General features: G+C 45.5%; 19 protein-coding genes and 1 rRNA gene. 8 read left to right on the top strand and 12 right to left on the bottom strand.

Annotated elements, in window-relative coordinates; genetic code table 11:
* Positions 1-20 precede the first annotated feature (20 nt).
* Positions 21-938 carry a transglutaminase family protein gene (locus tag F5971_RS07830; protein WP_036514072.1) on the top strand — a complete coding sequence of 306 codons (918 nt, stop codon included), beginning with the start codon at positions 21-23 and terminating at the stop codon, positions 936-938.
* Positions 939-959: 21 nt separating this feature from the next.
* Here F5971_RS07830 and F5971_RS07825 read toward each other — a convergent pair whose 3' ends face one another.
* The 8 genes from F5971_RS07825 to F5971_RS07790 are packed head-to-tail and all read right to left on the bottom strand — an operon-like array spanning position 960 to position 10,018.
* Positions 960-3,020 (bottom strand): hypothetical protein, encoded by a 2,061-nt coding sequence (locus F5971_RS07825; RefSeq protein ID WP_193494636.1) that lies wholly within the window; start codon positions 3,018-3,020, stop codon positions 960-962.
* Positions 3,021-4,778 carry a SulP family inorganic anion transporter gene (locus F5971_RS07820; RefSeq protein ID WP_193494635.1) on the bottom strand — a complete coding sequence of 586 codons (1,758 nt, stop codon included), beginning with the start codon at positions 4,776-4,778 and terminating at the stop codon, positions 3,021-3,023.
* A 51-nt stretch (positions 4,779-4,829) separates the two neighbouring features.
* A complete protein-coding gene (locus F5971_RS07815) occupies positions 4,830-5,258 on the bottom strand; it encodes a protein tyrosine phosphatase family protein (RefSeq protein ID WP_193494634.1) in 429 nt (142 codons plus the stop codon).
* A gap of 41 nt (positions 5,259-5,299) precedes the next feature.
* Positions 5,300-5,902 (bottom strand): ABC-type transport auxiliary lipoprotein family protein, encoded by a 603-nt coding sequence (locus tag F5971_RS07810; RefSeq protein ID WP_036514079.1) that lies wholly within the window; start codon positions 5,900-5,902, stop codon positions 5,300-5,302.
* Positions 5,899-6,798, bottom strand: a complete 900-nt coding sequence (locus F5971_RS07805) for an MlaD family protein (RefSeq protein ID WP_051514641.1) — start codon at positions 6,796-6,798, stop codon at positions 5,899-5,901. The genes F5971_RS07810 and F5971_RS07805 overlap by 4 nt, the downstream gene beginning before the upstream one ends.
* 5 nt (positions 6,799-6,803) lie before the next feature.
* On the bottom strand, positions 6,804-7,568 hold the full coding sequence (locus tag F5971_RS07800) for an ABC transporter ATP-binding protein (RefSeq protein WP_193494633.1): 765 nt from the start codon (positions 7,566-7,568) through the stop codon (positions 6,804-6,806).
* Between the two features lie 16 nt (positions 7,569-7,584).
* On the bottom strand, positions 7,585-8,685 hold the full coding sequence (locus F5971_RS07795; protein WP_193494632.1) for an MlaE family ABC transporter permease: 1,101 nt from the start codon (positions 8,683-8,685) through the stop codon (positions 7,585-7,587).
* Entirely contained in the window at positions 8,669-10,018 is a 1,350-nt protein-coding gene (locus tag F5971_RS07790) for a TAXI family TRAP transporter solute-binding subunit (RefSeq protein ID WP_051514643.1), read from the bottom strand. The genes F5971_RS07795 and F5971_RS07790 overlap by 17 nt, the downstream gene beginning before the upstream one ends.
* A 159-nt stretch (positions 10,019-10,177) precedes the next feature.
* Between F5971_RS07790 and dacB the strand changes: the two genes are divergently transcribed.
* A complete protein-coding gene (gene dacB / locus F5971_RS07785; RefSeq protein ID WP_081763934.1) occupies positions 10,178-11,632 on the top strand; it encodes a D-alanyl-D-alanine carboxypeptidase/D-alanyl-D-alanine endopeptidase in 1,455 nt (484 codons plus the stop codon).
* Between the two features lie 16 nt (positions 11,633-11,648).
* Here the strand turns inward: dacB and F5971_RS07780 are convergent, their stop codons facing one another.
* Positions 11,649-12,578 (bottom strand): LysR family transcriptional regulator, encoded by a 930-nt coding sequence (locus tag F5971_RS07780; protein ID WP_036514082.1) that lies wholly within the window; start codon positions 12,576-12,578, stop codon positions 11,649-11,651.
* Positions 12,579-12,658: 80 nt separating this feature from the next.
* On the opposite strand from F5971_RS07780, the gene F5971_RS07775 reads away from it, so the two are divergent.
* From F5971_RS07775 to F5971_RS07750, 6 genes are all read left to right on the top strand, one after another.
* A complete protein-coding gene (locus F5971_RS07775) occupies positions 12,659-13,228 on the top strand; it encodes a cytochrome b (RefSeq protein ID WP_036514085.1) in 570 nt (189 codons plus the stop codon).
* A complete protein-coding gene (locus F5971_RS07770) occupies positions 13,225-13,800 on the top strand; it encodes a YceI family protein (protein WP_193494631.1) in 576 nt (191 codons plus the stop codon). Before F5971_RS07775 ends, F5971_RS07770 begins: the two co-directional genes overlap by 4 nt.
* A gap of 134 nt (positions 13,801-13,934) precedes the next feature.
* Positions 13,935-16,046: a TonB-dependent receptor plug domain-containing protein gene (locus tag F5971_RS07765; protein ID WP_193494630.1), complete on the top strand. Its 2,112-nt coding sequence runs from the start codon at positions 13,935-13,937 to the stop codon at positions 16,044-16,046.
* A gap of 38 nt (positions 16,047-16,084) precedes the next feature.
* Positions 16,085-18,127 (top strand): TonB-dependent receptor plug domain-containing protein, encoded by a 2,043-nt coding sequence (locus tag F5971_RS07760; RefSeq protein WP_193494629.1) that lies wholly within the window; start codon positions 16,085-16,087, stop codon positions 18,125-18,127.
* A gap of 20 nt (positions 18,128-18,147) precedes the next feature.
* Positions 18,148-19,086 carry an ABC transporter substrate-binding protein gene (locus tag F5971_RS07755; RefSeq protein ID WP_157682418.1) on the top strand — a complete coding sequence of 313 codons (939 nt, stop codon included), beginning with the start codon at positions 18,148-18,150 and terminating at the stop codon, positions 19,084-19,086.
* Between the two features lie 2 nt (positions 19,087-19,088).
* Positions 19,089-21,701, top strand: a complete 2,613-nt coding sequence (locus F5971_RS07750) for an ATP-binding protein (protein ID WP_036514102.1) — start codon at positions 19,089-19,091, stop codon at positions 21,699-21,701.
* Between the two features lie 7 nt (positions 21,702-21,708).
* On the opposite strand, the gene F5971_RS07745 is transcribed toward F5971_RS07750, so the two are convergent.
* The 3 genes from F5971_RS07745 to rrf all read right to left on the bottom strand — a co-directional run.
* Positions 21,709-22,086, bottom strand: coding sequence for a hypothetical protein (locus tag F5971_RS07745; protein ID WP_036514105.1), 378 nt, complete (start codon positions 22,084-22,086; stop codon positions 21,709-21,711).
* The gene (locus F5971_RS07740) at positions 22,083-22,556 is read right to left on the bottom strand and encodes a DUF2489 domain-containing protein (RefSeq protein WP_193494628.1); all 474 of its coding nucleotides are present in this window, start codon (positions 22,554-22,556) and stop codon (positions 22,083-22,085) included. The genes F5971_RS07745 and F5971_RS07740 overlap by 4 nt, the downstream gene beginning before the upstream one ends.
* A gap of 139 nt (positions 22,557-22,695) precedes the next feature.
* A 5S ribosomal RNA gene (rrf, locus tag F5971_RS18815) occupies positions 22,696-22,772 on the bottom strand; the annotation flags it as partial.

Genomic DNA, 22,772 nt, shown 5'->3' with positions numbered 1-22,772 from the left:
AAGAGCAACTGACACACGCTATGAAATACGAATTGCGTCACACCACTCGATACGATTATTCTGGTGATGTGACCTTAAGCCATAATGAAGCACGCCTCTTACCCAGAATAATGCCTTGGCAAGAGGTTGAATCCGCAGAGCTGTCTATTTCACCTGCCCCCGTCAGATTACGTGAACGAAGCGATTTTTTTGGCAATCGTGTCAACTACTTCTCGATGCAAGATCTACACAACACGCTTGAGGTGACAGCCAGCAGTATTATTACCACCTCGGCACGCCCCTTTCCCCCTACAGATCTTAATCAGACATGGGAAAGTGCAGTTGATCTGCTTAAAACAGGGCATAACACTCTGGATACCTATATTGATCAAGCACATCTAGAAGCAAAACTGTTTACGCTGGACTCAGATTTTATTCGTCATGATGCGTTATTAGCGGAGTATGCGCGTGCGAGCTTCACCTCCAAACGCTCGCTGATTGACGCTGTTATTGCCTTCAACCAGCAGATTTTTTCAGATTTTATTTACGACCCCGAGCACACAACAATCGCAACTCCCATACTTGATGTACTTGCGTCTCGTCGCGGTGTCTGCCAAGACTTTGCTCATCTGGCCATAGGTTGTTTACGCTCACTTGGACTGGCTGCACGCTACATGAGTGGCTACATGGAAACACTGCCACCACCTGGACAAGAAAAGCTTCAAGGTGCGGATGCGACGCATGCTTGGCTCGCGGTATATATTCCGAAATGGGGCTGGCTCGAAATTGATCCTACCAATGGTTGCTTGCCCGATGAACGTTACATCATTTTAGGTTGGGGCAGAGATTTTGCCGATGTAACGCCACTAAAGGGGGTTATGACCGGAGGCGGCAATGACTTTTTATCGGTGGCGGTGGATGTCATTCCACTGCCAAGAGCTGACGCCAATGCGGCCTAACAGGTCCATCAAAGGGTCGTCTTAGCCCGGTAAATCAGGGTGGTTATGCTGCAACAGGGAGCGCCACTCTTGATTTTGCTCTGACAGAATATGCAGTAAAGCCCGAGTCATTTCGCGCAGCTCCTTTGCTTTATCCCAAGCGCCGAGGGCCGTTTTATCGGGTTCGAGTAAGCGCACTCGATACAAAACAAAAGCATCGTTAAACGTGTCTAGCTGACTCCATACCCGACCCGACATCGCCGACATTCGTGCAACTTCATTGTGAGATAAAATGCCATGTATCGCGGCCCCCCAAGCGGGGAAAAAGGCAGTAAAAATCAAGATCCAGGATAAATTCACAAAAAAATGTACTGTTACAGCCAAAAATGTCACCGCAAAGAGCCCAAATGCCAATTTGTGCAAATAGCTGTGTTCATAATGCAACGTTTGATAGCTATTTAAGAAGTAGCTGCGATGCTCATCAACCACCTTTTGCATACCGTCTAAAAGCACTTGATTTTGGTCTGATAAACAATACCCCGCTTCTGACTTAGGCAAACCTTGAGTTTTCAAAACCCTCTGTAAGATCCAAAGTTCTGCACTTCTAAACGAAAGCGCGTTATGCTGCACTGTCCAATACGAGTGATGAAACGACGATGGAAAAACAAACTGCGGATAACCAATATTTGCATAGCGCAGTTGCTCTGCAATAAAACGATAACTCAACCAATGCCCATGCCAATCATTAAACCGCGAACGCAATACACGCCTTAAAATAAAATGCAGTAAAAAATACTCAAAAAAGACCCAAGTTAAGGTTAAGCCGTCTTGTGAAGCTGGCCATATTTTTAAGGTTCCTGCCACCGCACACAGCACTGCAAATGCAGCTGCAAAATAGATAACCCAAATATCGTGCTTATGACGAGACGAGTAAATATGCGCTTGTTGATCAGCCCAAGTAAACGACCAACCCATTGAGGAAACACAAATGTTTTGGGCGCTTATCTCAGTATTCATGGGTACGGAAGGTGCACCGGCTCCCGGCTTAAATGCAGACATCAAACGACGCAACTCTAAACGTGACAAGGCTATACAAAAAACATGAATATGCCGAATCACTCTGTCTTGAAGGGTTTCCTGCCCTGCACTCGAATGTAAAATCCGATACACCCGAAATGCTTGGCTCATTTGCGGCGGGTGAAACATAGCCTTTAGCCAAGTGCTTTGACGTTTAAGCCAGTGCTTCACATTCATCGGTTTGGGTAGAGATCCAAAGCTGAGTACAAACCAACATGTTTGCAAACAGTATTGCAAAAATGAAGGCTGTTCGATGATTTGCTGATGCTGCTGGAGTTCTTCCTGAACAGCATCAGACATTTGAAAAGGTGCCAAAATTAAGCGCAAATACTCATCAAGACGTGTTGACAAACAAGATGCATCCTTCATCTCAGAAAAGCATGCCAGTAGTTGATACGGCGAACACTCCATTGTCTGCATTTCAAGCAAACGAGCTTCGGTTAAGCGTGTTAACTCCGTCAGCTTAATAACAGGGATATCACTGTCTTTTGGCAGTGTTAGTAGAATAACGGGCGTCCGCCTCACCAAAGCATTTCGGATCAAATGAGCCGTACCACTGCGTATTTTGATGGGTTCTTGCTCATCCCAGACGGCAACCATAACATCCGAAAAGGTTAACACAACCTCATCTCTTAGATGATAGTCACTCTCATCCATATTACTCGGCATGCGCCGATGATCTAAACACACCGGTTGGCGATCATCGTCCCATTCAGGTGATGCAGATGCGGTCATCATCTCTAAAGAATAGCCATTTGCACGGGCCAAGGACCTAGCCACTTCATCGACGCCTGTCGCCACACCCGTTAATAGCCTAAATTCCGGCGAATTCCCATACAATACATGAGCATCTTGAAATACCTGCGACCCTACCCGTTGGATCTGTGCTAAAACGACATGCAACGCGTCTCTCAGATGCTCAGAGCGTTTCGTACCGTGCAGCTTCCAGTTTCGTTGCAGTCTTTCTTGCCTATGGCCTGCGACCAAGACATTCAACACAGGCCTTAATCTCAAGCTGTCGGACATTCAGTCAACCTTCTTATCTAATTGATCCAGTGTCTGAATGGCTTGATGCTGTGTCAGAAACACTTGACCACTCAAATGTTGCAAAAACAGACTCTGTTGTAATCGATCCAAAACGGGACCTTTGATTTCTGATAAATGCAATTGTACCCCTTGCTCTGACAAGAGTTCATTCACACGCTCTAACATCTCCAACGCACTGGCATCGATATGATTAATCCCCGACCCCATCAACACCAAATGTTCAACATCCGTCCGTTGCGCCAGCATATTCAACAAATAGTTTTCAACCTCTTGTGCGTTAGCAAACATTAAGCTCTCGTCTATGCGCAGGGTTAAAATGCGGTCTGAGCGTTCTACATCATAACGTTGGGTATTGCGAAAATGCTCAGTGCCTGGCACTCGACCCACTTCAGCCATATGAGGATTACTGCTGCGTCCCAGCCAAGCGGCTAACGAGGTAAGAACGCCGACAACCAACCCCACTTCTACACCAAGCACCAATACGCCAAAAAAAGTCACAATCCATGACAAGCCGTCTCCGCGACTGTAATGCCAGAGATGTCGACACTCCTGCCAATTGGCCAATCCAAGCACGGCAACAATGATAATGGCCGACAACACAGCATGCGGTAGATAGTAAAGAACACCTGTGAAATACAAAAGAATGAGCGCAATACAAGCGGCTGTCATCACGCCCGCTAAAGGGGTGACGGCTCCGGCATCAAAATTAACGACCGAGCGTGAAAGGCCACCGGTCACGGGCATCCCGCCACTAAAACCCGCCACCACATTCGCCGCACCTAAACCCAGCAACTCGCGATTGCTGTTCACACGCTGTCGCCTCATCGCGCCCAAACTTCTTGCAATGGCAATCGACTCGGCAAAGCCAATCAAACTGATTAAAATGGCTCCGGGGATCAACACCTGTATGTGCGCTACACTGATCTGGGGCAGTTGGAATTGAGGCAGTCCCTGAGGCAATGCTCCCACAATACTGACACCCTGCTCATGGAGTCCTAGCGCAAACACCACTCCCGTCGTCATCAGAATAGCCATAAGGGGGGTCATACGCGAAATGAGCAACACAACCCTAGACGACCACCCTAGAGGGGCCAGTAAAGGCAAAAGAAAACGCTTCATTAATAAAAGAAAAAATAGTGATCCAACCCCTAACATCAGTGTTGGCCAGTGAAGCGTATGGGCTGATTGAACAAGACTGCTCAGTTGCTGCCACGCCGTACTGCCTTCAACTGCAATACCTGTAATGCCTTTCAGTTGACCTAAACTGATGATAATTGCGGACGCTGTTATAAAAGCAGCCATGACAGGATGACTTAGAAAGTTCGCCAGAAATCCCATCCGCAAGACACCCATGAGTATAAGGCAGACTCCGGACAAAAGCGCCAATAGCATGGCAAGCGCAACGTACTCCTCACTCCCCCTAATGGCTAAGGGCTCAAGCGTGATGGCAATCAAGAGTGCAATGATCGCCATGGGACCGACAGATAAACTCGAACTCGTCCCAAAGAGCGCATACGCCACTAAAGGCAAAACACTGGCGTACAGCCCTACATGTAAAGGCAAGCCTGCTAAGAGTGCATAGGCTAAACTCTGCGGAATCAGCATTAGTGTCACGACCAGCGCCGCTGACAGATCCTGTACAAACAATGCTCGCTGATAGCCACCCGCTCGAATCAGCCCCCAAACACCTGAGTACAACGCATTTCCCTTTGGATGAGATGTGTTTTGCTTACGCATCCAATGACATCCAACGCGTCATATCAAGTGTAGGTGGATTCATTCAATCTGTTATCCTTGGAGGCGTTTAAAGAAATCGGGCATATCGTATCCCGCCAACTTCAACGACTCAACCAAGTGTTCACCACTGTGTTCATGTCGTAAACTCAATGCCCATAGACAACCGCAACGCGCACCTGTGCGGCAATAGGCCACTATTGGCGCTTCCGCATTGGCGAGTATTTCACCAAACTCATCGCCTTGCTCATCGGTCACTTGCCCCGAAACAACGGGTAAAAAGTACCAATCCATTCCCAAAGATTCAGCCAAAGTGCGCATCGACTCTGCACTGGGCTGCCCCTCCTCCTCGCCATCAGGGCGGTTGCAAATCAGAGTTTTAACACCCTGCTCAGCGAGGGCCCTCACCTCATCTGATGACAGCTGTGCAGCCGTGCGCAGATGTTCACTCAATTGACGCATTGGGGGTAAAGTCGTACTCATTTTATTCTCCTGTGCACGCATCACACGTTAATGCACCTTGGTTATAAATACTCTTGCAGTCCATCGGCAACCTGATCCAACCATTTTTGCAGCCACACCTGTCCTGCCGCAGCCAAACCCGGCGCACTCACGTCCATCAAGGCTTCTGAATGCTGCCATTGCCAACTGACGACTCGTTGTCCATCCGCACGCAATAAATCGGCATGGATCACCACCAACAAACGTTGAGACGTTTGATCTAAATGCCATTGATGTAAATGAATCCGTAGCCGATAGTCAGAGTCTATACCGGGCCTGTCCATATGCACACTGACCTGAGACAAGCGCCCAGATAAATAATCGATACTTAAATGCTCAATCTGTTGCGGTAAGGACTCACTCCAAATGTGATCGCGAAAAGGACTCAGCTGATTACGTCCCGATTGAAACCAAATGGCACGACCATTTAATGCGGCGGTTGACTGAGGCCGTTCTATTACCAATACCGGCGTATCTATGCCCTCGATGACACTCATCCGATTTTCTTGTAGCAACGGCATTAACTGCAACTGCACGGGCGCATTACCTGACTCGGGCAACAAAGCACAGCCACTGATTACTGTGCTAAGCAACAAGGCACTGACAATATTGCGAAGGTATTTCATGGGGTTTCTCCAGGCCCAGGAGGCCGTTTACCCGCCCCCTTCAGCCAAACATTTGTATCTCGATTTAATAATTCCAACAGAGTTTCCAATTCAGACAACACAGGTGAGACTTGACGTGCCGTGGCCTGACTGTCTCTTGAAATTAACGCCAGTTGCCGACCAGCTTGCTCTAGACTCTCTTGCACTTGGCGTCCCATTCCATCAACACTATCCGGTATACGCACTAGCTGCTGCTGCATTTCATCACTCAATTGAATCAGCGAGTGCGCCAAATCTGAATAGACTTGCAAGTCCAAGGTTTCCAACTGAGCATCAAAACTCGTTGTTAATCGAACCACACTGTCCAACAATGCACCAATTTTATCGCGCATTTCAGCGTCCGTTAATAGACTGATTTGAAATGTTAGATTATTGAGATTCTGTATCAGTTCATTCACTTGCCCCAACGACTCCCCTAACGCATCAGCAATTTGCAACAAACGAGACGCTCGACTGGTAATCACAGCCGGTGCGTCTGCGGATGTTTTTAAACGTGGACTGCCTGCCTCACCACTGCTAATTTCGACAAACAGCAAACCTGTGATACCTTGATTTTGAAGACTTGCCACTGAACTTTCTCGAATAGGAGTCTCTGGATCAATACGAAGATCTAAGCGTACACGTCCCTCCACCTCTTGATCCAAAGAAATCCGCTCAACAATCCCTACAGGAACCCCTAAGTAACGCACCGTTGCCCGCTCATTTAAACCCGCAACAGACTCGCTAAAATAGGTCACGTAAGGCTGACGTTGAAGCTGTCGAGTATCTTGGGATAACCACGCCAGCAAACCTAAACCGGCTAAGGTTAAAAACACAACAAACACACCCACCAGTGTATAGTTAATACGAGGGTTCATTAGACTTAACTCTCCAGTTCTATCGCCGCACGGCGAGCACGGGTATTACTAAAATAATGCTGAATTTCTGGGTGTACATTTTCTGACAATTCAGACATGGGCTGTTTAGCCAACACTTTTTTTTCACCTAAAAAAGCCACATGACTGGTCACTCTCCATAAAGAATCCAAGTCATGTGTCACCAGTATTAAGGTCAAATCTAACGTTGCGTGCAATTCTAACAGCATGTCATCAAAATCACTTGCCCCTGCTGGATCGAGTCCAGCGGTGGGCTCATCCAACAACAATAAGGCCGGGTCGAGCGCTAAGGCTCGCGCCACGGCGGCCCGCTTAAGCATTCCACCACTGAGTTCTTGAGGGTATTTCCAAGCCGCGATATCTGGAAGGCCCGTCAGCTTTAGCTTTAGCATCGCCAACTCTTGCAATTGCGATTCAGGTAAACGTTGATGCTCTCTTAAGGGGAGAATAATGTTCTCAAGTACAGTCAAACTGCTAAACAAAGCCCCCTGTTGAAACATCATGCCGATTTGTTTACGCAAACGCGCCATTCCCGATTGATTCAGTGATTGAAGGCTAAGCCCAAAGAGCTGAATATCACCGGCATCTGGTTGACGCAACAACGCGATCTCACTCAGTAAAACGGATTTACCGCACCCACTGCCTCCCACCAATGCAAGACGCTCACCTTTTTCCACAACTAACGACAAGCCACGATGGACCTCATGTGTTCCAAATCGTGTGCTTATATCCTTAAGATTGACAACAGTCATTCATACCCTCTGGTGTCTACCAACCTAATTGTGCAAACAATACCGAAAACAATGCATCGGCAATAATGACTAAAAAGATACCCTGCACAACACTTCGAGTCGTACTGTGTCCAACAGCTTCAGCGCCCCCTTTCGCCAGTAAACCTTGCATGCACCCCACATTGACAATCAACAAGGCAAACACAGGCGCTTTGATCAAGCCTACCCAAACATGAATAACGGCCACTTCCGTCCCAAACCTTTGCAAAAACTCAAGTGGACTCAAGCCTAATTGTAAGGATGCGACAACCATACCACCTGCAATCCCTGCAAACATAGACAATAAGGTCAATAATGGCATGACCAGCATTAATCCCAAGAGTTTGGGTAAAATGAGCCAAGCAAAGGGGTCCTGCCCCAAGCTACGTAAGGCCAAGACCTCTTGATTCATTTGCATGGTTGCCAATTGCGCGGCATAAGAAGAGCCTGAACGCCCCGCCACAATAATTGCGCAGATCAGAGGGGCCAGCTCTCTCAGCATGGTTAACGAAACCAGCTCAACGATAAAGATATTGGCGCCATAGGTCGCCAGCTGCAACCCACCTTGATAGGCAATCACCGCCCCCAGTAAAAAGGCTAAAAGAGCAATAATCGGCACGGCATGCAAGCCGTCGCGCTGCACAACGTCTAACAGCATCTTAATTTTTAATTGCCGTGGATTCAGCAGCAAACTGAAAAGCAGTGCCGACAAACGACCAAAAAATTCCAGCAATTCACGTCCATGCGCCAAGGATTGCGTCGCGCGGTAGCCAATATCCGCCAGCATATTCAACTCGGGGGCTTTTGCGGGAACCGATATCGAATACTGACTCACATAGTTTAACAAACGCTCATGTGCAGTGAGTAACCCTTTTGGCCAGACTGAGTGATTGTCTTTAATCAGTTTTAGTAAAAAAACAGCACCATTTGTATCCAATGACTGAATTTGAGAGTGCCAGTCAATCGCTCCCGACTCCAAACGAGGGAGCGTTACACGCTGAAGTGCTTGAATATGATCGGTGGTCCAGTGCCCAGTCAAACAATAGCCTTGATCGGTTCGCACCAACATTGGTCGTTCGGTTTTATGGCTGAGTGCCATGCGTATCCTCCAGGTGAGCTAAACGACGCTCCAACCTTTCTCGTATATAAGCCACATGCAAACGTAAATTATAAAACTCTTCCATATAGGACAAAGGGACCTCCGTATTGGCCACATCATCCTCAAAGTGACTCACGAGTTTCAAATCCTGTCGAATCAGTTCAATAGGCGTATCTGAGCGCATTAAGTCCGCATCGATCACACGCAACTTTTTATACCAACGATAAATACGTCGACGAACTCGCCAGCGAAGAGCCGGCGGAGCAACGCGAAAAAGCGGAATCATGATCGCCAGCAGAGGAATAATCAATATGGCTAAACGATCCACCAATGATGCCAACCAAAAGGGCAAGTGTCGATGCAGAATATTGGGGCCACGCTGAAAAAAATAGTCGGCTTCAGATGCAATGGGTAAATCAATATGATTCAAGGAAGGGAAGTATCCAGGTTCTGCCAGCAAGCTTACGCGTGTCTGATCACGCTTGGCCGCTTCAATCAAGAGCTGGACAATCGAGCGATGCGTCTCACGATGAATGGCCAAATACGTAGATGCCGCTAACAGATGAATATCCCTTTGCGGTAAATTCTTTTTTAAGTCAACCACCCCTTGATGCAACACCACTGCCGTTAAGTAAGGTAAACGACGCGCAATCGCTTGCGCACGTTTAAAATCGAGCACCTGTAGGTTAGGGTCCAACAACAAATCGGTCATTAAAGGAGCATCTGGGGACATCACAAATGCAGCAGCATCGACCTCACCTGTACGCAAGGCCTCAACGGCTTCTCGCCCGCCTAGACTGACCAGCTCAGTGCCCTCTGTGAGGGTTTCATACATCCCCACTTCGTCTAGCAATGCACTGACCAACCTCTGAGTACCGCTGCCTTCTGCACCTATGGCGATGCGTTTTCCACCCAAATCACTTAACCGCTCGACGGGCTCTATCACAGACGAACGATAAAAAACCCATAAAGGCTCCAAGGCAATGCTCACAACTGCTTGAACGTCTTGGAGGGACTGACCTTCAGGCAGGGTACCGCTCTGAACCAACGCAGCATCCACTTCTTTACGTAAGAGACGTTGCCAATTTTCAACAGACCCGGCACTGGGCAAAACCTGTAATTCAAACCCAGCCTGCTCAAATGCATCTATATATCGATGCCCCGTTTGCTCATATGCCCCACCACTCGCACCTGTTGACAGGGTAAAACGCTCAGGCGGTGCAGGCTCTACAAACGGCCATGCAATTGCAAAGAGTACAACCCCAAGAAGAATAAAAGGCAGAATGACATTCAGGTACTCAACCCCTAAACGCAAGCGTTGGCTGACTCGCATAGCCCTCTTTCCCCCTAACCATTTGTCATATTTAAGTATTCTTATGGAAGAGTACCACAGTGTTTGCGTGTATGTGTATTTGACGCTGACAGAGATCATACAATCTCTGTATGATAGCAAAATGATTTTTACTCAAATGGATTGATAAGAGCACTCAACATGTTAAGAAAAACTCGTCACCTTTTGCTTATAGCTTCCCTGTTCATGGGTTACACCAGCCTATCCTCTATGACGCTTGCGGATAGCCTTCCATCTAGCTTGCAGCAAACAATACGCTCACAGTCGTTACCCTTGGACTCGATGGGTATATGGATTAAACGTGCAAATGACACTCAGGTTTTAGCGAGTCACAATAGCGACAAGCTCTTCAATCCCGCTTCAACCATCAAAATAGCAACCACCCTCGCGGCTCTCTTGGAGCTGGGCCCAGACTACACCTGGCGCACAGAAATACGAACAACCGCTCCGATTGTGAACGGCGTTTTGCGTGGCGATTTGATTATCCGTGGTACTGGAGACCCGGGGCATGTCAGCGAAGAGCACTGGCGTATGCTGCGTGACTTACAAAGAACAACCGGACTTAAACGTATCGAAGGCAATGTTATTTTAGATGACAGCTACTTTAACCTCCCAGCGGGTGATCCAGGGGCTTTTGATGGTCAACCGTTTAGAGCCTACAACCAACTGCCTTACGCCCTGCATGTCAATTCGAATGCGCTGAAGTTCCATATTATTCCAGAGAACAGCACAAACCAGATTCGAGTTGAAGTTGAGCCTCCCTTACCTGGCCTGCGCATTAGCAATCAACTCACTCGGGGATCCGGTAGCTGTGATGCGTGGCAGCGCGGCATACGTTTCGATGTAACGGGAAACCAAGTCACACTGAGTGGGAGCTACCCTGTGCAGTGCGGTCCTTATGAGCTGCTAAGAAGCGCTGTCGATCCAGCGTATAACGCCGCTGAGCTTTTCCGTTTGCATTGGGCGCAATGGGGCGGTGAGCTCACAGGTCAGATTCGCTCTCACTCGGGTACACCTTTGGCGGGTGAACGTGTGATGGTGCATTCGTCTCGCCCACTGGGCGATCTCATCAAGGTCGCCAACAAATGGAGCCATAACGTGATGACGCGCCACATGGCACTAACACTGGGTGCCGAGCGCTTAGGTGCACCTGCGACCCTTGAAAAAGCACGAGTGGCCTTAAGCAATGCGCTCGCAAATGCAGGCGTTAACACATCTGGGTTGTATATCGAGAATGGATCGGGTCTCAGCCGAACCGCTCGCATTACCCCTAATCAACTCGGCCAGGTTTTAGACGCTGGCTGGAAAAGCCCATACCGCCCTGAGTTCATGTCATCTATGTCCATTTCGGGTGTGGATGGCACAACACGACGCCAATACCGTAACGATCCGAAAGCCGGGCGTATGCATTTAAAAACAGGACTGTTAAATCAAGTCTCTGCCATTACTGGGTACGTTCGCAGCCGTTGTGATGAGGATATTATGGTGGTATTGATGATCAATCATCCTGAAGCGCATCAAGGCCACGGAACTCGTATGCAACAGCTCATCGTCGACTGGGCATATCAGCAACCTAGACGCGATGGCAGCTGCTAATCGAGACCTATACACCTCAAAGACGGGGCAGCTCTTGCGTAATATCCAAGAGCTGCGAACGCACCCAAGTCAGTCGAGGATCATGATGGTGACGCGCATGCCAATAAATATAAAACGCCACTGGGTCTCGCTGAAGAGCCGAGGGTAAAGGCAACATTTTGAGCCTTCGACCTGCCGAAATACGTTGAGCAAGGCGCAAAGGTAATGTAAAAACTAAATCGGTGCCTTCACAATAATCTGCAACAGACATAAAGCCACTTAAGCGGAGGACAACCTCTCGCTGCAACCCAACATCCTCCAGTACTTGATCCATACTGCCCGGTCCACGTCCAGTAATCGAAACCAAGCCATGCGGAGCATTCGCGTAGGCCTCAGCCGTCATCTCTGATCGTGTGAGCGGATGATTCTCATCCATCAAACACACCACAGGCATTGTATCCAGCTTTACTCGATGAAAACTCCCCCCCGATGTCACAGGCTCTAAACCACTTAGACTCAGCTGCACATCGTCCTTATCCAACATGGAAAAGCTATCCAACTCTTGCCGCACAGTTTCCAAATGCATAAAAGGGGCTAACCTTCGCATACGCTGAACCAATTGCGGCACATAAAGCGCCAACTCTAAATCCAACCCCGTCATTTTGATCACACCGCGATCCGTCGCTGGATCAAAGACAGGCTTAGCAATCATTCGATCAATGGAGCGCAGCACCTCAGCCAACTCCAATTGCATAGACTCCGCTCGCGCACTGAGTGCATAGCCTTGAGCCGTCCTCACTAACAATGGATCATTTAAACTTTCCCTAAGGCGTGCCAAGGCGCGACTCACCGCGGGCTGACTTAAGTGCAAACGATCTGCTGCTTTCGAGACATGCTTTTCATCTAACAAACAATGCAAAACACGTAATAAATTCAAATCTAAATTTGCAAAATTCACTTTATGCATAGTCGCTATCCAAATAATGCATTAGACGAATAAGCCCGAACTCTTTACTCTACACTGAGACATTTAGACAAAGGTAGAGTATGAAATTTACGCGTTCATGGGTTAATACAACCGAGACATATGGCTGGGTCAGCATCAGTATTCATTGGCTAATGGCGCTAACAATTCTAGGAATGTACCCCCTTGGCTTGTATATCGTCTCTCTAGGGTATTATGACCCTGGTTATCGTATCTACCCAAATATTCACCGTAGCATTGGTATTTTAGTGGCGTGTTTTCTGATCATACGAATGATTTGGTCTGCTTTGATGCCAAAACCCCAGATACGTTCATCAAGCTCATTGGAAACTATCGCCGCCAAAGCCGGTCATATTGCATTGTATTTGCTGTTAATTGTTGTCGTGTTCTCTGGCTACCTACTCTCGACGGCGGATGGACGCAGTATTCAAGTGTTCGATTGGTTCAGTGTACCTGCTTTACCTTTTCTAGCAACTCGACAAGAAGATTTAGCTGGCGACATACATTTTTACGCATCAACGCTGATGATGATTTTAGTCGGTTTGCATGCGCTAGCGGCGCTCAAACATCATTATATATCGAAAGACAATACGCTCAGCCGCATGCTGGGCATCAAAGGAGACTCTCAATGATTTTTCAAAAACTCAAGCCATTTGCCTTGGTAGGTGCTTTAGTTGCAAGCCCTATTTTTGCAGCTGATTATGTGATTGACACTCAAGGTGCTCATGCCTCTATTAACTTCAAAATCAATCACCTAGGTGTTAGTTATGTCACTGGACGCTTTAACGAGTTTTCAGGCACTTACTCCTATGATTCAGATCGCCCAGAAGACACTAAACTAGAAGTCGTGATTAACACAGCCTCCGTCGACAGTAATCATGCTGAACGCGACCGTCACATTCGCAGCTCTGACTTCTTTGATGTTCGCCAATATTCAGACGCACGTTTCGTTAGCACCTCTTATGAAGACCTAGGTGATGGCAAGGGTGTTATGTCAGGACAACTGACCTTTTTAGGCCAAACCCAACCTGTTGCTATCCAAGTTGAAAAAGTGGGTGAAGGTCAAGACCCTTGGGGTGGATACAGAACAGGCTTTGTTGGTACCGCAGAACTGAATCTTCCTGACTTTGGTGCAAACTTTAATTTAGGCCCTGCAGCCGAGAAAGTGTATCTTGATTTGGTCATAGAAGGCATTCGCCAGTAAGTGATTGTCGCTCGACACTTACAGAGTTACCCACTAAAGGGTAATTCTGTATTTGAGTGATGGCGTGTTAATTTCTGCAGGCATCCGGTATAGTTCATCTATTATGAGTTATGACCCAGTGTAGAAGAGAATTAATGCCTAATCGCCCTTTTTCAATTCGATCTTTTATTCTATTGATACTCCTCACAGCATGCTCTTGTGTATCGATTAGTTATGCTCAAACCGACTTAATTTTCCCAACTGAAAATGACTTTTTTACGGATATTCCCGTCGTCACCTCAGCCACGCGATTATCACAGAACCTTACCGAAGCACCCGCATCCATAACCGTCATTGATAAGGCAACCATTACCGCCTCAGGTGCAATCACTGTTCCAGATTTATTTAGGCTAGTGCCCGGCTTTCAAACCTTCCATGTCAATACCAATAAATTTGGCGTCACTTACCATGGCTTTACAAACGACTTCCCTAACCGGTTAGAAGTGATGATTGATGGGCGTTCGGTGTACATGCCGCTCATTTCAGCACCCGATTGGAGCTCTCTTGGTCTGCATATCTCTGACATAGAGCGAATTGAAGTCATTCGAGGCTCAAATACAGCCACTCATGGCTCAAATGCGTTTATGGGCGCCATCAATATTATTACGCGTCATCCGGCCGCCGAACCACGCCTGCATCTCAGCTCGACATTAGGGTCTTTAGACACACAGATGGCACATGTACGCTTTACCGAAGCCAATGCATCCGGTCATTACCGCGTAAGCCTTAGTCATGAAAGCAATTCAGGCTCAAAACGCTTCCAAGATGGTGGCCAACGTAGTTATATGTCATTTGCAGGTAGCTTCTCTCCTACCTTGCAAGACCAAGTGGATGTCTGGCTAGGGTATGATACTGGCCATATTACGATTGGCTCACTTAAAGCCCCATCCTATCGTCTTTATAGTATATATACAGCTCGTCGAGACTATGATGCTGACTACCAACACCTTCGCTGGCGCAGAGATTTGTCTGATAAAACCCAAATCAATTTAACGGCTTATCGCAGTCATGTTCGTTTGGAGGAAGAAAATAAGTCTCTTGATGACTTATTGCACAGCCTGATTTCTCCGAGTGAGTATGCGCTCTGGCAGCTTTATCCAGATTTAGTTCGACAAAGTGCAAGTTATCGAAAGATGCAATCGTTACTTGACACAAATCCAGGCTTCAGACGCTTAGGTGAAGATGGATCAACTACTCAACACGATTTACAACTCGCGATCAATCACCAAGAGGGCAAGCTGCAAAACACCGCAGGTATGGGCTTACGTTACGACCAAGGAAAGAGCGGTATTCTATTTCAGGATGGAAATGTGAGCAGCACACGCATTCGCATCTTTGACCATCTCCAATACAGTATCAAGCCAAACCTGATACTGAATATGGGCGCCTTATTTGAAAAGCAAGAAGGCGGTTCAGCTGCACACTCTTATCGCATCGGTGGCAATTATCGCTTAACGGACAATAGCACACTTCGACTAGGGTATAGCGAAAGTGAGCGCTTACCTTCTCTCGTAGAGCGTCACCATAATTTTACACTCTATAACCCTGATGGTAGCGCTTATGACACCTCCGTGATTGCCAGCTCTAACCTGAAACCTGAACAGATAAACAGCAGTGAAATCGGCTTTATTCATAAATTCTCACATCTCCCAGGTTATATTGATCTTAGACTATTCCACGAAAAGGTGACTCAAGGTATCGCCAGTTACAATCTCGCAGTGCAAGAGGAGCACCCCAGTCAACGAGCCCGACAAAATCGCAACATTGGCGAGTGGCGCAATCAAGGGATTGAAACGCAACTAAAACTGCAGCTGAATGACGATATTTGGTTTTTAGCCAATTATGCCTATATCGATACAGACGCAGTTCAATGGACAAATGATGGTATTGGCGGTGGTTTTTTTAATCGTTCCATGCTATCACCAAAGCACACAGCGTCTCTCCTGATAAATTGGTCACCCGCTCCTGATTGGCAACTGAGCGCTTCTCATTACTTTATGGGAAACGTACATTGGCTAGAAGGCGATGACAAAAATGCCTATAATAGAACCGATGTGCGCCTATCGAAGCAATGGCGCATAGGAGCAAAGCAAGAGCTAGAAACAGTCGTAATTGTGCAAAATGCGTTCAATAAAACCTACCAAGAGTTTTACGATTACCATGATTTTGAACGCAGAACCTATCTACAACTGCGTTTAACGTACTAATTAGCGTAAGTCGCGTGATCCACAAGGATGTAATCATTTTGTTTTTTTCATATTATATCTCCCATGCACTTAGAATAATCCTACTGTTTAGCTTAACCGTTATATGTCTGAACGTCTCAGCAAAAGACCTTTCTGAAGCGGCATTACTCACGCAGATACCCATCGTGACATCGGCAACACTGATGGCTCAAACTCTGCTAGAAACGCCGTCTTCCGTAACTATCATTGATAAAGAAACCATTGAGGCCTCTGGTGCTCAGCACCTTGTAGATATCTTACGCCTTGTTCCCGGCTTTCAAGCCTTCCACATCAATAGCAACGTATTTGGTACGAGTTACCATTCTGTAAATGACCAATTTCCCAACCATCTTGAAATTATGATCGATGGACGCTCTGTTTATACTCCCTTACTGTCTACGGTTCACTGGAATAGCATTGGCTTACTACCCACTGATATTGAACGAGTTGAAGTCATTCGCGGTTCCAATACCGCAACCTTGGGTTCTAATGCATTTTTAGGTTCAATTAACTTTATAACACGCCATCCGGCAATGATGGGAAAAGCTGAAATATCAACCACCTTTGGCTCCCTTAACACTCGTCAAGTACACGCCAAGTTTTCTGAACAAAATCGTGGATTTTTCTACTCACTCTCCGGTTTTTATACTGAAAATACTGGCAATAAGCGCTTTAATGATGGCAGTCGGCGCAATGCTCTGAACGCGAGGATTGAGTTTTCTCCTAACTTGCATACACAAATAAGCTATCGAGTTGGGATAGACACGGGTTTTAATGATATTGGCTACCTCTACCCCTATCATGCCTTCCCTGAAAACGAGCGTTATATTACTCAACAAGACTACCGAACGTTTTATCAACAGCTGCGTTGGTCGTCCACGATTAGCCCAGCCTTGACCTTGCATTTTGACCATGCCTATCAAAATCTTAAATTGAAAGAGCACACACCCGATCCGTACACATTACTGAAATTTAGTAACATGAATACGCTTAAAGATGCTCAAGACTTTTTAGCGCTTAACCCAAATTACAAGGGGTATCGAGAAGATGGTGTAGCGCAAACACTCAGTACGCTTTTAGGCTTTGAATACACACCAATCACCCATTTTAGGACCTACACAGGTCTTCAACATCGCTATGAAAAAACAGTAAGCCCAGCACTCCTGCAGCAAGAACGCATTCATGCAAACAGCATACGTCTTTTCAATAACAGCGTATTAACACTTACACCCAAACTCAATCTCAACCTTGGTCTATCTTACGAACAACGCGACACGGATGATCAGGCTGAATCGACTCGACTGGGCATAAACTACTCATTCAAAGATAACACCTTAGGTCGCATAGGATTTAGTAGAAGTAAGCGCTTACCTTCTATATTAGAGCAGTCCGTCAACTTCGGGATTAATACACAGTTTGGCTATATTCCTTTAGAAGTCAGTAACACAAGTTTGAACTCAGAACAGATTAACAGTTGGGAAGTAGGCATTTTACATGCATTTACTCCTTTGAATGCATACCTAGATAATCGCCTTTTTTACGAACGCGTTACACAGGGTATTGCCACCCGCAAAACTCAGGATGACTTTCAACCCGGAAAAAAAGAAAATAATGCGGCTTGGGCAAATATGGGGATCGAAACCCAATTCAAATGGGAAGTGAACGATACCCTAAATTTGTTGATGAATTATACGTATATAGACAATAAGACATCGGAGTGGAGCCAAGGAATCTATGAAAATTTTCCTAGCCAACGATTGACTCCAAAGCATAGCACGTCAATACTGATACACTGGAAGCCATGGGATAACTGGAATTTCAGTGTTGGTCATTATCAGGTTAGCTCCGCTAAATGGCGAAAAACCTATGGCACGTTAAAAGAGCAGCCTAGCTATACGAGGAATGACCTTCGCCTTGCAAGACGCTGGTCAAGTCTTAAACAGTCTGAGGTCGAGATATCGCTGACGTTGCAAAACGTCTTAGGGAAAACATATCAGGAGTTTTACCAGGATCATCATTTCGGACGGCGAGTATTTCTTCAAATGAAATACAGCCTTGATTGAATACACAAATGGAACATGTGATGAATGGATACCTAACATTAAAAGTATCACTGAAAAAACTCTTTATGGCGCTTTGTATTCTTTTAGTGCTCTGTTTATCCATCATTAAATCCTATGCAGCTGTGAGTGTTGTTTTAAGTGAAAACACCCAAACCTACCTCAACGTTGTTTCAGCAATGGAGCAAACAAGCCATCATCCGGTACAAGTGTATTCACTGTCTGATCAAACACAGACACTTGCTTCATCACAGTTATTCATAGCGATAGGCGCGCGCGCTTGCCAAAGTGTTTTAACCGCTATTCAAAGTCATCAATACCTATTTTGCACCTTCTTACCGTCACAAGCTTATGAGCTCATTTTACAAACCACTCAAGCATCTCTTAGGCTTAGCCAAGAGCACCTTTCTGCGCTCTTCTTGGATCAACCCTTGGAACGACAGGTTCACCTAGCGCGTCTGATTAAGCCTGAAGCTCAATATTTAGGAACCCTGCTGGGCCCAAACTCACACCACTTGACAGCGCATTTTGACGCCTATAGTCGAAAGCATCACTTCACACCTATATCGGCTCGCTTGTTCGAGTCTGACAACCCTGTGCAAGAATTAACCCCGATCATTGAACAGAGTGATGTGTTTTTGTCATTACCCGACAATGCTCTTTTCAACAAAAGTGCTACACGTTGGTCCTTGTATATAGCACTCAGAAATAAGGTTCCTTTAATCGGATTTTCAGCAAGTTACGTCGATGCAGGTGCGGTGATTGGTCTCTATTCAACTCCAACACAGATAGGCCGTCAGACAGGTGAAATCCTTGATTTCTTTATGGAACACAGATACTTACCGCCACCTAGCTTTCCAAATTATTTCTCGTTAAGTGTTAATCGCAGTGCCGCTAGAACACTTCAAATCACTCTCCCTGAAGTCGATGAAATGCTGGATGCACTCAAGGCGGGTAAGTAATCATGGCAATCACTCAGTCTTCTTTAAGTAGCCGCGTTTTGTTCCTCTCTCTCGCACCCATGCTGGTCTTAACACTTATCCTAGGTTTCTACTTTACCACAACAAAACTCGATGATTCACGCAATGCCCTCATCGATAAAGGAACAGAATTGACACGTTTACTATCAGCGGCCTCTGTCTTTGGAATTTTTAGCGGGAATGTCAGTGAACTCAACCCCTTAAGCACACAACTGCTTAAAGATCCCATGATCTCAGATGTCGTCTTCCTTGATGTAGACAAAAATGTTGTTTTTAGAACAGAAGATCAAGAGCTACCCATCGATTTATTAGTCGACGAATTTACAATCATTGACGACTATTGGTACTTCATGCAGCCGGTTCGAGTCGGTCCAATACAATTTAGTGATAATCCCGAATACGCTATAGCTGATACACAGCGTGAGATTATCGGCTGGGTCATTCTCTTAGTCTCAGCTAAACCCATGATCAAACGCCAAAACCATATTATTTTAGGCAGTTTACAAATCATCATGATTGGCTTCATCATCACATTGATGTTAGCCAAATTCTTTGGTCGACGCATTACAGAGCCCATCATCGGTCTAACTGAAGTCATCAAACGACTTCAACGCGGGGAGCTAAATGCTCGTGCGCGCAACTCAGCCACATTGGAGCTCAACATGCTATCCAGTGGTATTAATCAGCTTGCTGCCAATGTTCAGTTAAGTCGCCGAGAAGCAGAACTCAGAATTGAAAAAGCAACAAAAGCGCTCTCACGCAGCCTCCACGACATTGAAACAACCAACTTAGAGCTCATAAAAGCGCGCGAAAAAGCAGATGATGCCAACCATGCAAAGGATGCATTTTTAGCACGTATGAGTCACGAGCTTAGAACGCCCTTAACCTCCGTGATCGGTTTTACACAAATGCTCAAGCTAAACAACCGTCCTGAGGAGACACAAAACTATCTACGAATTATTGATCAAACCTCGCAAACACTACTAACCATTATTGATGACATTTTAGATTTCACTCGATTAGAGTCTGACGTTATGAGGCTTGAAGAGATCAGCTTTAGCCCATCAGAATTGTTCTATAAAGCATTAGAAATGCAAGCCCCCACTGCACATGGAAAGGGCCTTGAGCTTATCTATAATCCAATAAATGCACTGCCACCCTATCTGAAAGGGGATCCAACTCGCATTCGACAAATTATTACAAACCTCGTCAGCAATGCGATAAAATTTACAGAACAAGGTGAGGTCATCATATCGCCCTACTATGATCATAAGAATGGAGGAGCTTTAAAAATATCCATTCGAGATACTGGCATCGGTATTTCTGAAGAGTACAAGCAATCGCTTTTCTCATCCTTTACTCAAGCCGATAGCAGCATCAGTCGACGTTTTGGTGGCTCAGGTCTTGGATTAGCCATTGTGAATCGACTGGTTAGTCTCATGCAAGGCAGTATTTGTGTAGAAAGTAGTGAGGGTATAGGCTCAGAATTTGTTGTTAACCTACCAATCAAAACACATGTTTTTAGAAATGAACTTCCTGAAATGCTGCCAATTAGTGTAGCAATATACGATCCTCACCCTAAAGTCTCATCAGCTCTACATTCCCAATTACAAAATGTGACTGATTACTCAAAAGAATATAGCTCGATAAAAGATCTTTTAAAAAGCAAGCAATTTTTCAGTTGCATTGTCGTTGGGTTTCCCCCAAAACTTACAAATGATCGCCTGTTGCAGATGACTCTTCGTCAAATTCGACACAAATATAAATCCATCAAATTAATTTTTATGGTTCCATCTGATCGTAAATTTTCAGTAAGAGACAAAAATACACAACTATTAAGTAAGCCTGTATCACCAAGCAAGCTGTACAGTACACTTGGATTTCGTAACATTCAGTATACAGAAGAAAATCAAATTATTCCAAGGCTCCATACACCACTGGATATTCTGGTTGCAGAGGACAACAAATATAACCGCCTACTTATAAATCGAATGCTAACAGAAGCTGGAGCTACTGTTCGGAACGCAGAAACAGGTCTAGAAGTCATAGAAAAAGTCAAAATGAGTACACCTGACTTAATCATGATGGATATAAATATGCCGGATATGGATGGCATTCAAGCATCAAAATTACTTAAGAAAACGCATCCAGAGCTCGAAATTGTCGCATTAACGGCCAATATTTCCCCTAGAGAAAGGGAGGCGTTGAATGCTACAGGTATTTTTAAAGTCTTATTAAAGCCCATAAATATTGATAAACTTTCAGATATATTAAACTCTGCTCTTGCTAAAAAAGACAGTCGTTTACCAAAAATTGAAATACGTTTTACAGAAACACGACAGCTCACCACCATCAGTGAGTTGAAGAATGAGTTGATGGATCAAATTAATGAAATAGAAGTTTCTATGAAAAACAGAAGCTACACAAAAATGGATAAAAATTTACATCAACTTAAGGGGTTTTCAGGTATATTTGAAAAACCTGAAATTGAACACTCAGCAGCAGCATTATCAGATGCGATAAAGACCAATGATATAAAAACGATTTGGAAAGCCTATTACCGTCTAAAACGCGTTGTACAAATTGAAGACACATAAAGACTGTTTAAAAGTCCCTAATAATAGGCTGACTTTCTATCAACGTTTCGAGCTTTTGCTCAATCACCAACAAGCGCTTCCGTGTCTCACGATCGTATATAAAATCATTAATACCTGAAGGTGCTGGCGGATGTTTTTCATCCCCTTCATGTATAGCTACAATTTCCCTACGCAAAAGCTCCAATTCAGGGTCATGCCCTATAGGATAACCGATAAACATATCCCATACATGGGCCTCTGTTGTGCCATCCTGGATGCCTCTCAGCAGTTTCAAGACATACCCTCGGTCGGGTCGATAACTAGGCGAGCGACCAAAAGCAAGTGCAACGCCAACTAGCCCCAGAAATAGTGCACTAATAACAAAAATAACAAAAAACTCTATCATTGCTGGGTCTGATTGAACGGATACTGCAATATAAAATGAGCGGCAGCCTGAACATCAGACCGATACATTTTTTCGATCTCGGCCATTTCAGCTAAAAACGTCTCTTTCTCTGATGCCGTCAGTGCTTTCCAATCATTCAGTAGTGGTATGTGCGAAGTTTTATCAAAGATCAATTGTATGGCCTTTAAGTCAGCATGATGTAATAAGTGTGGCGCGATATTCTCTATTAACACCTTGAGTCGTATACAGCCTTCCGTTACACCACACTGCTCCTCTAGAACACCCTTCGCTATAATTTGGATGCTTTCGATTAAGTAAGCTTTATGCTTTCTGGCGGCCTCTTCAGCCTTATCAAGCTCATCTTGAATCTTCTCTTTTCTTTCTTTTTCACTGCGAAGCTGTTTTCTGATAAAGAATAGTAGGCCAAGAATGACCAACAGAAACATAATAATTAAAAGTATCGTATTCATAAGGTGATAAAAAGTGCCTTAGCGTTACAAGAATAGTAGAGACAAGTATAAACAAAGATGGTTTAAAACCCTATGTTTTAAGATTTTAAAAAAGCAAAAAGCCCCTGACTCATGGAATCAGGGGCTTCTCTAAATAAATGCCTGGCGATGACCTACTCTCACATGGGGAAACCCCACACTACCATCGGCGATGACGCGTTTCACTTCTGAGTTCGG

It is taken from the genome of Nitrincola alkalisediminis, from assembly GCF_009821115.1.
Taxonomy (GTDB): domain Bacteria; phylum Pseudomonadota; class Gammaproteobacteria; order Pseudomonadales; family Balneatricaceae; genus Nitrincola; species Nitrincola alkalisediminis.
This window is presented reverse-complemented; position numbering and strand designations above follow the sequence as displayed.

What these genes read in the sequence shown, in the direction of transcription:
- F5971_RS07820 (WP_193494635.1), bottom strand. Translation starts at nt 4,778, where the DNA reads ATGCGTAAGCAAAACACATCTCATCCAAAGGGAAATGCGTTGTACTCA.
- F5971_RS07810 (WP_036514079.1), bottom strand. Translation starts at nt 5,902, where the DNA reads ATGAAATACCTTCGCAATATTGTCAGTGCCTTGTTGCTTAGCACAGTA.
- F5971_RS07740 (WP_193494628.1), bottom strand. Translation starts at nt 22,556, where the DNA reads ATGAATACGATACTTTTAATTATTATGTTTCTGTTGGTCATTCTTGGC.
- F5971_RS07825 (WP_193494636.1), bottom strand. Translation starts at nt 3,020, where the DNA reads ATGTCCGACAGCTTGAGATTAAGGCCTGTGTTGAATGTCTTGGTCGCA.
- F5971_RS07805 (WP_051514641.1), bottom strand. Translation starts at nt 6,798, where the DNA reads ATGAACCCTCGTATTAACTATACACTGGTGGGTGTGTTTGTTGTGTTT.
- F5971_RS07755 (WP_157682418.1), top strand. Translation starts at nt 18,148, where the DNA reads ATGAATGGATACCTAACATTAAAAGTATCACTGAAAAAACTCTTTATG.
- F5971_RS07765 (WP_193494630.1), top strand. Translation starts at nt 13,935, where the DNA reads ATGCCTAATCGCCCTTTTTCAATTCGATCTTTTATTCTATTGATACTC.
- dacB (WP_081763934.1), top strand. Translation starts at nt 10,178, where the DNA reads ATGTTAAGAAAAACTCGTCACCTTTTGCTTATAGCTTCCCTGTTCATG.
- F5971_RS07830 (WP_036514072.1), top strand. Translation starts at nt 21, where the DNA reads ATGAAATACGAATTGCGTCACACCACTCGATACGATTATTCTGGTGAT.
- F5971_RS07745 (WP_036514105.1), bottom strand. Translation starts at nt 22,086, where the DNA reads ATGATAGAGTTTTTTGTTATTTTTGTTATTAGTGCACTATTTCTGGGG.
- F5971_RS07770 (WP_193494631.1), top strand. Translation starts at nt 13,225, where the DNA reads ATGATTTTTCAAAAACTCAAGCCATTTGCCTTGGTAGGTGCTTTAGTT.
- F5971_RS07795 (WP_193494632.1), bottom strand. Translation starts at nt 8,685, where the DNA reads ATGGCACTCAGCCATAAAACCGAACGACCAATGTTGGTGCGAACCGAT.
- F5971_RS07775 (WP_036514085.1), top strand. Translation starts at nt 12,659, where the DNA reads ATGAAATTTACGCGTTCATGGGTTAATACAACCGAGACATATGGCTGG.
- F5971_RS07800 (WP_193494633.1), bottom strand. Translation starts at nt 7,568, where the DNA reads ATGACTGTTGTCAATCTTAAGGATATAAGCACACGATTTGGAACACAT.
- F5971_RS07815 (WP_193494634.1), bottom strand. Translation starts at nt 5,258, where the DNA reads ATGAGTACGACTTTACCCCCAATGCGTCAATTGAGTGAACATCTGCGC.
- F5971_RS07790 (WP_051514643.1), bottom strand. Translation starts at nt 10,018, where the DNA reads ATGCGAGTCAGCCAACGCTTGCGTTTAGGGGTTGAGTACCTGAATGTC.
- F5971_RS07750 (WP_036514102.1), top strand. Translation starts at nt 19,089, where the DNA reads ATGGCAATCACTCAGTCTTCTTTAAGTAGCCGCGTTTTGTTCCTCTCT.
- F5971_RS07780 (WP_036514082.1), bottom strand. Translation starts at nt 12,578, where the DNA reads ATGCATAAAGTGAATTTTGCAAATTTAGATTTGAATTTATTACGTGTT.